General features: G+C 66.7%; 15 protein-coding genes. 8 read left to right on the top strand and 7 right to left on the bottom strand.

Translation table 11 applies throughout. From position 1 onward, the window contains the following. Window positions 1-106: 106 nt before the first annotated feature. The 5 genes from NWF34_RS04910 to NWF34_RS04890 form a co-directional block, all read right to left on the bottom strand. Window positions 107-1,504 carry an FAD-binding oxidoreductase gene (locus tag NWF34_RS04910; protein WP_024498885.1) on the bottom strand — a complete coding sequence of 466 codons (1,398 nt, stop codon included), beginning with the start codon at window positions 1,502-1,504 and terminating at the stop codon, window positions 107-109. Between the two features lie 4 nt (window positions 1,505-1,508). After that, window positions 1,509-2,162 carry an SDR family oxidoreductase gene (locus NWF34_RS04905; RefSeq protein ID WP_024498884.1) on the bottom strand — a complete coding sequence of 218 codons (654 nt, stop codon included), beginning with the start codon at window positions 2,160-2,162 and terminating at the stop codon, window positions 1,509-1,511. Between the two features lie 125 nt (window positions 2,163-2,287). Continuing rightward, window positions 2,288-2,566, bottom strand: coding sequence for a GlsB/YeaQ/YmgE family stress response membrane protein (locus NWF34_RS04900; protein WP_024498883.1), 279 nt, complete (start codon window positions 2,564-2,566; stop codon window positions 2,288-2,290). A 230-nt stretch (window positions 2,567-2,796) separates the two neighbouring features. Further along, window positions 2,797-3,246, bottom strand: a complete 450-nt coding sequence (locus tag NWF34_RS04895; protein WP_081712446.1) for a lipoprotein LpqH — start codon at window positions 3,244-3,246, stop codon at window positions 2,797-2,799. Between the two features lie 120 nt (window positions 3,247-3,366). After that, window positions 3,367-4,233, bottom strand: a complete 867-nt coding sequence (locus tag NWF34_RS04890; protein ID WP_024498881.1) for a ParA family protein — start codon at window positions 4,231-4,233, stop codon at window positions 3,367-3,369. Between the two features lie 480 nt (window positions 4,234-4,713). Between NWF34_RS04890 and NWF34_RS04885 the strand changes: the two genes are divergently transcribed. Next, window positions 4,714-5,331, top strand: coding sequence for a hypothetical protein (locus NWF34_RS04885; RefSeq protein ID WP_024498880.1), 618 nt, complete (start codon window positions 4,714-4,716; stop codon window positions 5,329-5,331). Window positions 5,332-5,349: 18 nt separating this feature from the next. Here the strand turns inward: NWF34_RS04885 and NWF34_RS04880 are convergent, their stop codons facing one another. Together NWF34_RS04880 and NWF34_RS04875 are read right to left on the bottom strand one after the other, a co-directional pair. Further along, on the bottom strand, window positions 5,350-5,544 hold the full coding sequence (locus tag NWF34_RS04880) for a hypothetical protein (RefSeq protein ID WP_006437429.1): 195 nt from the start codon (window positions 5,542-5,544) through the stop codon (window positions 5,350-5,352). 87 nt (window positions 5,545-5,631) lie between these two features. Beyond that, window positions 5,632-6,105 carry an NUDIX domain-containing protein gene (locus tag NWF34_RS04875; RefSeq protein WP_024498879.1) on the bottom strand — a complete coding sequence of 158 codons (474 nt, stop codon included), beginning with the start codon at window positions 6,103-6,105 and terminating at the stop codon, window positions 5,632-5,634. Between the two features lie 60 nt (window positions 6,106-6,165). Between NWF34_RS04875 and NWF34_RS04870 the strand changes: the two genes are divergently transcribed. From NWF34_RS04870 to mimD, 7 genes are all read left to right on the top strand, one after another. Beyond that, window positions 6,166-7,374 (top strand): aminotransferase class I/II-fold pyridoxal phosphate-dependent enzyme, encoded by a 1,209-nt coding sequence (locus NWF34_RS04870; RefSeq protein WP_024498878.1) that lies wholly within the window; start codon window positions 6,166-6,168, stop codon window positions 7,372-7,374. Between the two features lie 215 nt (window positions 7,375-7,589). After that, window positions 7,590-8,978, top strand: coding sequence for an FAD-binding oxidoreductase (locus NWF34_RS04865; RefSeq protein ID WP_096274428.1), 1,389 nt, complete (start codon window positions 7,590-7,592; stop codon window positions 8,976-8,978). Between the two features lie 32 nt (window positions 8,979-9,010). Continuing rightward, window positions 9,011-10,150 (top strand): helix-turn-helix transcriptional regulator, encoded by a 1,140-nt coding sequence (locus NWF34_RS04860; protein WP_096274430.1) that lies wholly within the window; start codon window positions 9,011-9,013, stop codon window positions 10,148-10,150. Between the two features lie 192 nt (window positions 10,151-10,342). After that, window positions 10,343-11,980, top strand: coding sequence for an aromatic/alkene/methane monooxygenase hydroxylase/oxygenase subunit alpha (locus tag NWF34_RS04855; protein WP_258324323.1), 1,638 nt, complete (start codon window positions 10,343-10,345; stop codon window positions 11,978-11,980). Between the two features lie 76 nt (window positions 11,981-12,056). Further along, window positions 12,057-13,097 carry a 2Fe-2S iron-sulfur cluster-binding protein gene (locus NWF34_RS04850; protein ID WP_096274434.1) on the top strand — a complete coding sequence of 347 codons (1,041 nt, stop codon included), beginning with the start codon at window positions 12,057-12,059 and terminating at the stop codon, window positions 13,095-13,097. Between the two features lie 28 nt (window positions 13,098-13,125). Beyond that, complete coding sequence (locus NWF34_RS04845) at window positions 13,126-14,256, top strand: aromatic/alkene monooxygenase hydroxylase subunit beta (protein WP_258324322.1); 1,131 nt, start codon at window positions 13,126-13,128, stop codon at window positions 14,254-14,256. Between the two features lie 5 nt (window positions 14,257-14,261). Next, entirely contained in the window at window positions 14,262-14,600 is a 339-nt protein-coding gene (gene mimD, locus NWF34_RS04840) for a propane 2-monooxygenase effector subunit MimD (RefSeq protein ID WP_174324744.1), read from the top strand. Window positions 14,601-14,717 lie beyond the last annotated feature (117 nt).

The following is a 14,717-nucleotide window of genomic DNA, read 5'->3' as shown; positions in this document are numbered from 1 at the left end:
ATCGTCTCAGGATTCAGATGGGTCTGCTGACTGTCCCTTCGATACGCCCTCCGCATGCTCCGGGCTACTCAGGGAACGGTCGACGCCTCCGCACGCTCCGGGCTGCTCAGGAAGCAGGAGCACCGAATATGACGCCCGGATTCAACAGCCCTTGCGGATCGAAGGACGCCTTGACGCGCCGCATCGTGTCGAGGTCGACGTCGGACCGGCCGAGGTGCGTCCAGGCGGTCTTGGCGCGGCCGATGCCGTGTTCGGCGCTGATGGACCCGCCGTTGGCCGCGACGATCCCGAACACCCGATCAGTGACCGTCCCGGTGTGTTCCTCGGGGACGTCGAGCAGGTTCACGTGGATGTTGCCGTCGCCGATGTGACCGAAAAGTATCGGCCGGCAGGGGAATTCGCTCATCTCGCCGACCTCGGCCAGTTCGGCGAAGGCCTCCGGCAGGGCCCTGATCGGTACCGAGATGTCGAGTTTGACCACCGGCGTCGTACTCGACCGTGCGATCGTCTCGGTGTGACTCTCGCGCGCGCCCCAGAGCGCACGGGCGGGCGCGGGTTCGAGCACGGCGTCGATGAGTCCGTCGGTCTCGCCGAACAATTCGGCCATGGTCGACTCGATGTCGCCGACCCCGGACACCTCGAGCAGAACGTAGGAGGGGCCCGGTGTCGCGGTCGGGCGACGCTGTCCGTGCTCGTGGACGAGTTGGATGCCGGCCTCGGTCATGAGTTCGGCCGCCTCGACGGTGAGGCCGCGTGACGATGCGGCCCCGATCAGCCCGATCGCGTTCTCGACGTGCTCGACGGCGGCCACCGCGACCGTCGCCGCCGACGGCGGCACGACGAGTTTGAACAGCACGCGCGTGATGACCGCCAGAGTGCCCTCACTGCCGGCCAGGAGTGCCGGGAGGTCGTATCCGACATTGTCTTTGACCAGCGACGTCCACCGGCGCAGGACGCGACCGTCGGCGAGGACCGCCTCGATCCCGAGCACCTGGGAACGCGTGTTACCGCGACGGATCATGCGGATGCCACCGGCGTTGGTCGACACCACCCCGCCGGCGGTGGCCGACTCCCTGGAGGCGAGGTCGACGGGGAACGCGAGACCGGCCTCGGCGGCCCGGCCGTCGATCGCGTCGATCGTCGCCCCCGCCTGGGCGCCCACGCAGCGTCCGACCGCGTCGACCTCGTCGATGTCGGTCATCCGGACCGTCGACAGCACGATCACCGGTCGTCCCGTGTCGTCCCGGGCCGGCGGGACCGACCCGCCCACCAGTCCGGTGTTCCCACCCTGCACGCAGATCCGCGCACCGACGGACGCGCATTCACCGACGACCCGGGAGACCTCCTCGGTGGTGCGCGGCCGCACGACCGCATCGGCCTCGCCCCGGTACCGGCCCGTCCAGTCGACGAGAAAGCCCTCGACCGCTTCGGGATCGGTGAGGACGTGGCCCTCACCGACCACGTCGCGCAGCTGCGTCACCAGAGCATGCGCACGCGCGGGCATCGTGTCAGACCTGTGCCACCGCGTCGGCGACCGGCGTGGGTCCGTCGTTGAACTCGATCACCTTGTGTACGGTCTCGGGCCGCGCGAGAACGGCTGCGGCAACCGCGGCGACGTTGTCGCGGCTGACCTCGTCACCCCCGCCGCGGGTCCCGCCGACGGCGATCCTCCCCGTCCCCGGCTCGTCGGTGAGCCGGCTGGGTCCCAGGATCGTCCAGTCGAGATCGCCCGACTTGAGGTAGGTGTCGGCAGCCGCCTTGGCCTCGGCGTATGCGTGAAACGAATTGTCCTCGGGAACACCATGATCCGGGCGGGCGCCGAAATAGGAGACCATCACGTACCGGTTGATCCCGACCTTCGCCGCGGCGTCCATCGAACGGATCGCGGCGTCACGGTCGACGGCGAAGGTCCGTGCCGGGTCGCCTCCGCCCGCACCCGCCGACCACACCACGGCATCGTGTTCGGAGATCGCCGTGGCGATCCCGGTCGTGTCGAGGGTCTCCACGTCGGCGACCACGGGCACCGCGCCGGTCTCCGCGACGTCCTGGGCATGTTCGGGATTGCGGATGATCGAGGTCACCTGATCGCCTCGGTCGGCCAAGATCTTCGCCAGGCGCAGCGCGATCTTGCCGTGTCCACCGATGATGGCCACTCGGGTCACTGGTTGCTCACTTTCGCAGTCGAGGAACACACGTACTTCTCCCAACGTACTCACCCGCGAACGGCGCCGCCCCGGCCCGAACGCGTGGTGCGTCGGGAACCGGGGCGGGGTCACGGTCGGGTCGGTCAGACGCGTGTGCGGCGTCCTCGCCCGGTCACGAGCTTGACCAGGAACAGCAGGATGCACGCACCGACCAGGCACGTGATGAAGCTGAAGATCCATCCGGCGCCTTCGACGTCCACGCCGAAGAGTGTCAGCAACCAACCGCCGAGCAGACCACCGATCACACCGACGACGATGTTGAGGATGATCCCCTGCTGCGCATCGGTCTTCATGATCTTGCTGGCGATCCAGCCGGCCAGGCCACCGATGATGATCCACGCAATGATGCCAATTCCCAGCATGTCTGCCTCCTAGGTCGTCGTTGATCCTGCGTGTGTAAATCGTCCGAATCGTCCAGATCGTGCGATTTGCTACAAGGCTGAACGTACCCAGATCGCGCACCCTTCACACCTGAGCCCTCGATCTGTATGCGCATCGAGACCCTCGGATGCCTCAACCGACACCTCCGAGCAGCCCAGACGCGGCCCGGTCCGAGGTCAGCCGTTTCCGGGGGTCGGCGGAGTGACCGGAGTCAGGGGCAGGTCACCTTGATCTCGTACGACTTGGTCACCTTCTGGGTCGGGTTGGCGAGGTCGATTCCGGTCGCGTCGCCGGTGATCGTGTAGGTGTCGCCGTCCTTGGAGGCCTCGGCTTTGCCGTCGCCCAATCCCTTCTGGAAGCCCAGCGTCACGCCGTCCACCGAACCGAGCCCGACCGATTCCACCTCGGGCGAATCACCCGACGACAGCACGACGCCCACACCGGAGGTTCCCGATCCGGAACCGATCCCGATGGTGACCTTGTCGCCGGCGTTGGTGCAGCCGACGCTCTTGTCCGCCAGCTCCACCTCTTTGCCGTCTACGGTCACCGAAGCCTCCGCGTCGGTACCGTCGGAACCCGAGTCGTCCGAGCCGCATGCGGTGACGGCCATCGCCAGTGCCGCCGCGCCGAGGACTGAAGCGATGTGCACCTTGTTCATCATGGGAACTCCTGGGCAGTCGTGAATGCCGCCGGGCGGCGGACTGAGACGAATCTAGCCGTTGAGCTGCGGGTTGGAACCGAAACGTGGGGATCTCGCCGTCGTTGGGCGTAGCAGGGCGGCTCAGCCGATGGGCAGCAGTTTGGCCCCGGCTTCGACCATGACCGCACGCGTCAGATCCCGAAATTGCTCGTAGTGTCCGTGATACCCGTATTTGGCATGCAGACTCGGCCACCGCGTGTGGGCGGCGGCCGCGCCGATCGCGTTGGCCTCGTGAAGGTATGCCGGCAGGATGTTCTGGATGGTCGGATCGCGCCGGAGCCGGTGGACGGTGTCCCGGTGCAGCGACGACGACGACCGGTACTTGGTGATGACGACACCCAGTTCGACGATCGTTCGGCCGATCTCGGCGCCGAAATCGGCGACCTGCCGCTGGATGCGCGGAATCGCGTAGGTGGACAACACATCCGGGATCGTCGGGAGGAGATATCCACTGGCCATGAACAATCCGTTGAGACTGAACGGGCCGACGTTCGGCGGGCAGTCGATGAGCACGTAGTCGTAGCGGGACATGGCCGGCGCCAACGCACCCCGCAGCACCCCGACCGCGGCGAGATGATCGTCGGCGACGACCCGGTGCGCGCTCATCTCCTCCTGTAGGTCGATCAGATCGAGCGACGAGGGTACGAGGTCGATTCCCGCGACCCCGTCGATCGACGAGACACCGCGTTGCACGGTGCGTTCGAGATCGAAGCGACGGGTGCCGTCGAGGACGTCGGCGAAGAGGGTGGCGACGGTGTGGCCGCGCGCGTTGCACGCCTGCCAGGTCTTCTCCCCGATCATCATCGTCGTGAGGTTGGTCTGGGCGTCGAGATCGACGAGGAGCACCTTCTTGCCGAACACACCGGCGAGAAAATCGGCGAGACCGGCCGTGAGCGTGGTCTTCCCGACCCCACCCTTGAGGCTGATGGTCGCGATCACCGTCGGCATGGGAGTCCCCGGTCTGTTCGGTGGTGCCCGTCGCGAGACAGACTAACCGGGTGGCTCTCGGCGCGCAGTCGGCCGGCCGAAGTGGATGCCGTCGGTCTCGGGGAGACGGTCCGGCACGTCGACCCAGCCGTCGAGGAGCCGACGACGAGCCGGCGTCCAATCCGGTTTGAACCTCGGCCGTGCAGTCGGCGCCGGCCGCAGCGGACTCGACGCCGGTGGTCGTCCGTCGCATCGCGCGGAACAGTGAAAGTGGCGATTATTCGAGCGGCCGGGAAATTCATATCGGCCCCGATTCTGCCGACCGACGAGAAATCTGTAAGAATGACGTTCGCCGAACATTCACGCCGAGACCGTGCGGAGATCATCGGCATATTTCGTGAACCGCGAGGAAACTCGTCCCGATTTCCGTTTCCTTCGTTTGCGGAGTACCCACACATTCACCGACCGCGGCCGCCCGACTTCCGCGAGGGAAGGACGATCATGACCACTCGCCTCCGAACGCTCACCGCTGGAACGGCTTTCATCGCGGCCGCAGCATTCGCGACGGCACTGGCACCGGTCGCGACGGCAGCTCCGGCCGACGTCACCGTGTCACCGTCGGTGTCGGGAAACACGATCACGCTGAACGTCGTCAACAAATCGGCCAAGCGCATCGGCTGCGAGATCTTCGGCGTGGCGGCGAATACCCCTCCGGCCGCGTCGGGTGTGGCTTTCGGCTATCAGACCCCCGAAGAACTCGGCGCCCTCATCTCGCCCGGCACGTCGAAGAATGTGACGATGCAGGTCGCCACGGGCACGCCGCCGAAGCCCACCGGGTCCAGCACCATCCCGAACGGGACCTACGACATCTACTGGGGTTGCGCCACCATCACCCTGCCTCCGGGTTCCGCCCGCGAAGAGTTCTGGGGCACCAACCCGCCGCTGACGGACATCACCCCGACGGCGGGCGCACCGATCCGGGTCACGGTCACCGGTGCCGGGCGCGCCGCGCCGACACCGGAGAAGCCCGCACGTCCCTCTGTCCCGGGATTCCCGCAGATCCAGGTTCCCGAGCAGATCTGCGTCCCGTGGGCCTGCTACCCGGTCCCGGCTTTCTGACGCGTCACCGGACGAACGTCACAGGGGCGTCGGATGGTTGCCCTTCGACTTCGAGCGGAACAGCATGTAGCCGCCGTAGAGGGCCAGTGCGATGAGTGCGATCCAGAAAAGCCCCTTGAGGAGTGGGCCGATCACCGCCAGCGCGATGAGGACGACCGCGATGATCCCGAGGACCTTCCAGAACGTGGTTCCTGAATCCGTTGATGTGCTCATGCCTCGAGTCTCCGCCGCCGTAGCCCGGAAATCGACCGGCCGGCCGGGATATGGGGCGAAGTTCAGGGACTTCCCTGAGGTCGGGCCCTACCGCTGAAACCAGGCCTCGGGATTGCCGCTCAGCGCCTTGGAGATCCGCAGACGCGAGGTGTCGGTGAGATCGTCGGGCAGCGCGTCGGGCGCGAACCAGTCGACATCGGAGTTCTCGTCATCGGCGGCCCGCGGTTCACCCTCGAGGTACCGCGCCAGGAAGCAGACGTCGAGGTAGCGCGTCTGATCGCCGTTCGGGTAGGTGATCAGAGGCGTAACGTCGATGCTGGTCAGCCGGATGATCTCGGCGGTCACCGCGGTCTCCTCGGCGACCTCGCGCAACGCCGCACGAGCCGGTTCCTCCCCTGGTTCGAGGACCCCGGACACCACCGCCCACTGTCCGTTGTCGACGCGTCGGGTGAGCAGCAACCGGCCGTCGGCGTCGCGGACCACGACGCTGACACCGGACAACCAGAGTTCGCGATGGCCGACGTGGGCGCGCAGGTCTCGGATGAAGTCGGGAATGGGCATCCCCACATCCTGCCCGCCCGCACGACGTGGCGAGCATCGGCCGTGCGCACAATGGAACTCATGAGGATCTCCCGACGAGCCGAAGGGATCGCCCCGTTCTACGCGATGGAGTTCGCGCGGAACGCGGCCGAGCTGGAAGAGCAGGGCCACCACGTGGTCAAGCTCAACATCGGCGAACCCGACTTCGGACCGCCGCCGGCGGTGCTCGCGGCGGCTCGTGAGGTCAGCGACGGCAGACCTCTCGCGTACACCGGCGCACTCGGACTGCCCGAGCTGCGGATCGCGATCGCCGACTTCTACGGACGCCACTTCGGCGCCGATGTGGACCCTCGACGGGTCGCCGTCACCTCCGGCGCCTCTGCGGCACTGCTCATGACGTGTGCCGCGCTCATCGATCCCGGCGACGGAGTGCTCATCGGGGATCCGTCGTACCCGTGTAACCGCCAGTTCGCCCACGCCTTCGGGGCACAGGTCAGCCTGATCGAGACCAGCGCCGAGACACGGTTCCAGCTGACCACCGACGACGTCGAGCGGGCGTGGACAGACACCACGCGGGGCGTCATCGTCGCCACCCCCTCGAATCCCACCGGCACCTCGGTGCCCTACGACGAGCTGGTCGCGATGACCGATCTCGTCGCCGCCCGTGGCGGCTGGACCATCGTCGACGAGATCTACCTCGGGCTCTCCGACCCCGGTCCGGACGGACGCGCACCGCGCAGCATCCTGGCCGTCGATACCCCGGGCACGGCCGAGACGATCGTGGTCAACAGCTTCTCCAAGTATTTCGGCATGACCGGCTGGCGCCTGGGCTGGTGCATCGTGCCCGACGAGCTGGTCGGGGTCGTCGAACGGCTCGCACAGAACTTCTACGTCTGTCCGCCCACCCCATCCCAGTACGCCGCACTCGCGTGCTTCACCCCGGAGTCGCTGGCCGTCGCCGAGGACAACCGGCGGGAGTTCGCACGTCGTCGGCACCTCGTCATCGACGGACTCGCCCGCATCGGGCTCGACGTGCCGGTCGTCCCCGACGGCGCGTTCTACGTCTACGTCGACGTGAGTTCGACCGGATTGACCGCGGCCGAGTTCTGCGACCGCGCCCTGCGTGAGGCACACGTCGCCCTCACACCGGGCAAGGACTTCGGACTGGCCGGCGCCGACCGGTTCGTCCGGCTGTCCTATGCGGCCTCGACCGAGGATCTCGCCCTCGCCGTCGATCGTCTCGGGGCGTTCGTCGGCGTGCGTTCGGGCAGCGACACCGAGATCGCGTGACGCGAGCGGCGGAAACGCCGCCGGTACCGGCGCGCGACGCCAGACGGAAAAGGACCGCAGGACGACACCTGACCGGTCCGGCCGGGAAGCGCGTCACGCGACGTCCCCGGGACCCCCAGAGTTCTGGGGGTACGACTCATCCAGAATGCTGGCGAGGAGATTTCCGGCGTTCGAGGGATGGCGGGAACAAAAGGCGTTCAGCGACTCTGAGTGCCATGAACACACCGATCACCTCCGAACCCATCGACTTCGCCGACATCGACGCCCTCGCGACAACGGTCGCCGGCCCCGTCCTGACAGCAGCCGACGAGGGCTACACCGCCGAACTCACCGGCTTCAACCTGGTGGCAACCCCGGCCGCACAGGTCGTCGTCGGCGCGACCACTGCCGAAGACGTGGCCGCCGCAGTGCGATACGCGCGTTCCAACGGACTGCGAGTCGGCGTGCGGGCCACCGGGCACGGGGCACCGATCGAGGGGCGCGGCACGGTCGTCGTCACCACGTCGCGGATGACCGAGATCGTCGTCGACCCGGTCGCCAAGACCGCCCGCGTCGGCGCCGGCGTCCGCTGGCGCGACCTCGCCGCGGTGACCGCCCCGCACGGACTGACCGGCATCGTCGGGTCCGCATCGTCGGTCGGCGTGGTCGGCTATCACCTCGGAGGCGGCCTCAGCCCGCTCGGACGCCGATTCGGCTGGGCCGCCGATCATGTCCGGTCGATCGAACTGGTGACCGCGGACGGGATCATCCGAACGGTCGACCCCTCGGCCGGGTCGGATCTGTACTGGGCGATCCTCGGCGGACGTGACGGCTTCGGCATCGTCACCGCCATCGAGTTCGAACTCTTCGAGCTCCCCACCGTCTACGGCGGCGGCATCTTCTTCGCCGGCTCGGCCGCGGCAGACGTCCTCCACGCGTGGCGTGAGTGGGCGCCGACGCTCCCGGACGAGGCCGGCACCTCGGTCGCCATCCTGCGTCTCCCGCCGGACCCCAACCTGCCCGCCCCGCTGCAGGGTCAGCTCGCCGTGCACGTCCGCTACACCCACACCGGCGACCCGGCAACTGCGGCAGCGCTTCTCGCGCCCATGCGGTCGGCCGGCCCCATCCTGCTCGAGAACATCGACGTGCTGCCGACCGCCGCACTCGATGCCGTGCACATGGACCCGCCCGGGCCGATGCCGAGCGCCGAGCGCGGCAGCCTCCTCAGCGAATTCCCGGCGTCGGCCGTCGACGCCCTCCTCGAAGCGGCCGGACCACAGGTCGCGAGCCCGCTGGCCATCGTCGAGGTCCGGTTGATGGGCGGCGCGTTGCAGCGACCGCAGCGCGTGCCCAACGCGGTCGCCGGGCGGTACGGCGCCTTCAACGTCATCGCGATCGGTGTGCCCGCAGGCCCCCTCGGCGCTCAGGTGGGAGCACACCTGAGCGCCGTGACCGCGGCTCTCGCCCCGTGGTCCTGCGGTGCACTGCTCAACTTCTGCGGCCTCGGCGCCGCCGAGCGGGCGGCATTGTGGACGCCCGAGCAGCGGATGCGCCTCGAGACGATCCGGCGCCGCCACGACCCGACCGGTGTCCTCCGAGTGGATGATCCCAGCTTTGTGGGATAGACATCGCTGCAGCTCATGCCGATGATTGTCCAATGACCTCGAGCCTGACCGCCGAACGCGTGCGCCGCGACATCGACGTCGTGGCGCACGCGGGTCTCGGTCTCGACGACTTCTTCGCGGAGGCGGTGGATTCGCTGCGTCGCGCGGTACCGATCGACGCCGCATGCGTCGCGACCTTCGACCCGAACACGGTCATGCTGACGTCCGCCCGCAAGTACGGCGATCTCCTGGGGCAGGACCACAAGGACCCCGAATTCGGACTCCTCGAATACGGCCGGGTCGAGCCCTCGGCGTTCCGGGAACTCGTGGCGCACAAGCGTGACGCCATCGGCATGAACCTGCTGACCCGGGGCGAGCCCCATCGTTCGGATCGCATGGCGCAGTTGATGATTCCAGAGTACTGCTTCCACGACGAGGCACGTCTGGCAGTGCGCGACGGGGACCGGGTGTGGGCCGGGGTCGCCATGTTCCGCAGCGGCGCCGGATGTCGTCCGTTCGACGAGGACGAGATCGGGTTCCTCGCTTCGCTGTCGCAGACGCTGGCCCACGGGGTCCGGATCGGGCTGCTCACCGCGATCGTCGCCGAGGAACGCACGTCGATCGCACAGGGCCCGGCGGTCCTGATCATCGACCGCGACAACCAGATCGCGCAGATGAGCGCCGGAAGCCAGGAACGCATCGACGACCTGGCGGCCGGGCCGAACACCGCGTCGCCGGGCAACCCGATCTTCGGACTCATCGGTGCCGCACGGCGCTACGGCGCGGGCGAGACCGACGTACCACCCCGCCTGAGGGTCCGCGGCAAGTCGGGTATGTGGCTCGTCATCAACGCTTCTCCGCTGTCCTCGGCCGACGGACGGTCCGGCGAGGTCGTCATCACGATCGAAGAGGCACGGCCACCGGAGATCATCCCGCTGGTCGTCGAGGCATTCGGGCTCACCGCGCGGGAGCGTGACGTGACCCAGATGGTGTTGCAGAGTGTCGCGACCAAGGACATCGCCGCCACCCTGCACGTATCGGCGTACACGGTGCAGGATCACCTGAAGTCTATTTTCGACAAGGCCGGCGTCCGCAGCCGTCGTGAACTCATCGCACGCGTGTACTTCGACCAGTACGCACAGCGGCTCAACGAGCCGCTCGCCCCGTCGGGCTTCTACGCCTCCACCCCATAACCGCAGGTCGACGTCACATCGACGAAGAGGGTCCGCGCTGCGGGCCCTCCTTTTTCGTCGCGAGACGCCGGCCAGGTAGGTCGTCCGTCTCACAGTGAGACGTTTGTTACCTGCATCACAGGGTTGTATCGAAGTCGCTCCAGTCCATGCGGGCCGGCACATCCGTCGGCTCCCTCTAAGAGGAGGCGCACTTTGAGCAGGCAGAGCTTGACAAAAGCCCATGCGAAGATCACCGAGTTGTCCTGGGAGCCCACCTTTGCGACCCCGGCAACCCGGTTCGGAACCGACTACACCTTCGAGAAAGCTCCGAAGAAGGACCCGCTGAAGCAGATCATGCGGTCGTACTTCCCGATGGAGGAGGAGAAGGACAACCGCGTGTACGGCGCCATGGACGGCGCGATCCGCGGCAACATGTTCCGCCAGGTCCAGGAACGCTGGCTGGAATGGCAGAAGCTGTTCCTGTCGATCATCCCGTTCCCCGAGATCTCCGCGGCTCGCGCGATGCCGATGGCCATCGACGCGGTACCCAACCCCGAGATCCACAACGGCCTGGCCGTGCAGATGATCGACGAGGTTCGTCATTCGACGATCCAGATGAACCTCAAGAAGCTGTACATGAACAACTACATCGACCCGGCGGGCTTCGACATCACCGAGAAGGCCTTCGCGAACAACTACGCCGGCACCATCGGACGCCAGTTCGGTGAGGGGTTCATCACCGGCGACGCCATCACCGCCGCCAACATCTACCTCACCGTGGTCGCCGAGACCGCCTTCACCAACACCCTGTTCGTCGCAATGCCCGACGAAGCGGCCGCCAACGGCGACTACCTGCTGCCCACCGTCTTCCACTCGGTCCAGTCCGACGAGTCGCGGCACATCTCCAACGGTTACTCGATCCTGCTGATGGCCCTGGCCGACGAGCGCAATCGCCCTCTGCTGGAACGTGATCTGCGGTACGCGTGGTGGAACAACCATTGCGTCGTCGACGCGGCGATCGGCACCTTCATCGAGTACGGCACCAAGGACCGACGCAAGGACCGCGAGAGCTACGCCGAGATGTGGCGCCGGTGGATCTACGACGACTACTACCGCAGTTACCTTCTGCCGCTGGAGAAGTACGGGCTCACCATCCCGCACGACCTGGTCGAGGAGGCCTGGAACCGGATCACCAACAAGCACTACGTCCACGAGGTGGCGCGGTTCTTCGCGACGGGCTGGCCGGTCAACTACTGGCGCATCGACGCGATGACCGACAAGGACTTCGAGTGGTTCGAGGAGAAGTATCCCGGTTGGTACAACAAGTTCGGCAAGTGGTGGGAGAACTACAACCGCCTCGCCTACCCGGGCCGCAACAAGCCGATCGCCTTCGAGGACGTCGACTACGAATACCCGCATCGATGCTGGACCTGCATGGTGCCCTGTCTCATCCGTGAGGACATGGTGGTCGACAAGGTCGACGACCAGTGGCGCACCTACTGCTCGGAGACCTGTCACTGGACCGACGCAGTCGCCTTCCGCGACCACTACGACGGCCGGGACACCCCGAACATGGGTCGCCTCACCGGTTTCCGCGAATGGGAGACCCTGCACCACGGCAAGGATCTCGCCGACATCATCACGGATCTGGGTTACGTCCGCGACGACGGCAAGACCCTGATCCCACAGCCGCACCTCAACCTGGACCCGAAGAAGATGTGGACGCTCGACGACGTCCGCGGCAACGTCTTCAACAGTCCCAACGTGCTGCTCAACGAGATGTCCGACGCCGAGCGGGATGCGCACATCGCGGCGTATCGCGCCAATCCCAATGGGGCCGTGCCGGCCTGACGGCACACGGGCGGGGGCGTCCCCCTGGCGCCCCCGCCTCCCCGTCCTCCCGTCGTCACCGTCCGAAGGAGTTTTCGTGGCCGACACACATCGCATCAACTTCGCCCCCGTCGACATCGAGATGGAGGTCACCGAGGACGAGTCGATCCTCGACGCCGCGTTCCGGCAGGGCATCCACCTGATGCACGGGTGCCGCGAGGGCCGGTGTTCGGCCTGCAAGTCGTACATGCTCGACGGCGACGTCCAGATGGATGACTACTCCACCTTCGCCTGCAACGAGGCGGAGGAGGCCGAGGGCTATGTGCTGCTGTGCCGGTCCTACGCCTACAGCGACTGCGAGATCGAACTCCTCAACTTCGACGAGGACGAATTGCTCGGCGGCGCACCGATCCAGGACGTCCGCACCCGGGTCACCGCCATCGAGCCGGTCACCTCCGACATCGTGTCGCTGCGCCTCGACGTGGTCGAACCGGAGACCTTCGAGTTCAAACCCGGCCAGTACGTGGACCTCTCGGTCCCCGGCACCGACGAGAAGCGTTCGTTCTCCATCGCCACGACCCAGGCCACCCCGGACAAGCTCGAGTTCCTGATCAAGAAGTACCCGGGCGGTCTCTTCGCCGGCCTGCTCGAGGAAGGGCTCGCGCCAGGCGACGAGATCATGGTCAACGGTCCGTACGGGTCCTGCACCCTGCGCAACGGCCATGTGCTGCCGATCATCTGCATCGGTGGCGGGGCCGGCATGGCCCCGCTGCTCTCGCTGCTGCGTCATGTCAGCGAGACCGGCCTGAACCGGCCGGTGCGCTTCTACTACGGCGCCCGGACCGCGGCGGATCTGTTCTATCTCGACGAGATCGCCGCGCTCGGCGAGAAGATCGCCGATTTCCGGTTTCTCGCCTGCCTGTCGGAGTCCGCCGACGGCGCCCCCGACGGGGTCGAGGTCGCCGAGGGCAACGTCACCGACATCGTCAACGAGCACGAATCCGATCTCGCCCGAACGGAGGTGTATTTCTGCGGCCCCCCACCCATGGTCGATGCGGCACTCGCTCTCGCCGACCAGCATTCGGTCCCCCGGGACCAGATCTTCTACGACAAGTTCACCAGCCCGGCTTTCGACTAGAAGTCGCCGAACGACAGGAACGAAAGGTATGTCCGCACCTACCGCACCGAAGTCCTCTCCGGGATCTCCTCAGCGCGAACGTAGTTTCCCGACCATCGAATTCACCGACGCCGAGGCCGGCGCCAAGGAGTTCCCGAGCAGCAAGAGCCGCAAGTACAACTACTATCAGCCGGCCAAGAAACGGGCGACCGTCTACGAGGACGTCACCGTCGACGTGCAGCCCGACCCGGAACGCCACCTGACCCAGGGCTGGATCTACGGCTTCGGCAACGGTCCCGGCGGTTATCCGCAGGAGTGGACGGCGGCGAAGTCCAGCAACTGGCATGCCTTCCTCGACCCCAACGAGGAGTGGGAACAGACCATCTACCGCAACAACTCGGCGGTGGTCCACCAGGTCGACCTGTGCCTGCAGAACGCCAAGCGGGCGCGGGTCTACGACGGATGGAATCCCTCGTGGCTCAAGTTCATCGAGCGCAACCTCGGCGCCTGGATGCATGCCGAGAGCGGAATGGGGCTGCATGTCTTCACCTCGATCCAGAGGTCGGCACCCACCAACATGATCAACAACGCGGTCGCGGTGAGTGCGGCGCACAAGCTGCGCTTCGCCCAGGACCTCGCACTGTTCAACCTGGATCTCGCCGAGGCCGAGGAGGCCTTCGACGGATCGGCACACAAGGAGGTGTGGCAGTCCGCGCCGGAGTGGCAGCCCACCCGGGAGGCCGTCGAACGGCTGACCGCGATCGGCGACTGGGCGAAGTTGTTGTTCTGCACCAACATCGTCTTCGAGCAACTCGTCGGGTCGCTGTTCCGGACCGAACTGATCATGCAGGTCGCGGCACGCAACGGTGACTACATCACGCCGACGATCGTCGGCACCGGTGAGTACGACTACGACCGCGACCTGAACTACACGCGGGCCCTGTTCCAGATGCTCTCCCGCGACGAACAGTACGGCGCGCAGAACCGCGAACTGTTCGGACAGTGGCTGTCGGAGTGGGTGCCGCGTTGCCTCGACGCAGCGCGTGGACTGCAACCGATCTGGTCCCAGCCGGCGGACAAGTCGGTCACCTTCGCCACGAGTCTCGAGGCGGCGACCGAGAAGTTCCGCGACGTCCTCAAAGCCATCGAAGTAGACATCCCCGAGGAGTTGAACCAGTGAGCACCATGCAATTCGGCGCACAGACCGAGTTCTCCAACATGTGCGGCGTCACCCTGATGAACACGCCCATCGGCCGCGTGGTGGCCGACGTCATGGGCGCCAAGGACGGCGTCGAACTCACCGAGTACCCGTCGATGATCCGCGTCGACGGCGTCAACCGGCTCGAGTTCGACTACGACGAACTCACCGACGCCCTGGGCCAGGAGTTCGACGGCTCGGTCTTCGAGGAGATCAGCTCCACCCATTACGGGCGGATGGTGCACCTCGACGATCGGACCTACCTGTTCGCGAGCCCCGAGGACGCCGCCGAGTTCATCGGGTTCGATCTCACCGCCGAGAGCTGACGCGAGGCGAACCGAACCGACGCCCCACACGACTACGTCGTGACCGCCGGTGACCGAGCCCGGCGGTCACGACGTACCCACCACCAGCTCATCATCATCCATCCCCGCCAACACCTT

The organism is Gordonia sp. GONU (assembly GCF_024733855.1).
Lineage (GTDB): Bacteria > Actinomycetota > Actinomycetes > Mycobacteriales > Mycobacteriaceae > Gordonia > Gordonia amicalis.
This window is presented reverse-complemented; position numbering and strand designations above follow the sequence as displayed.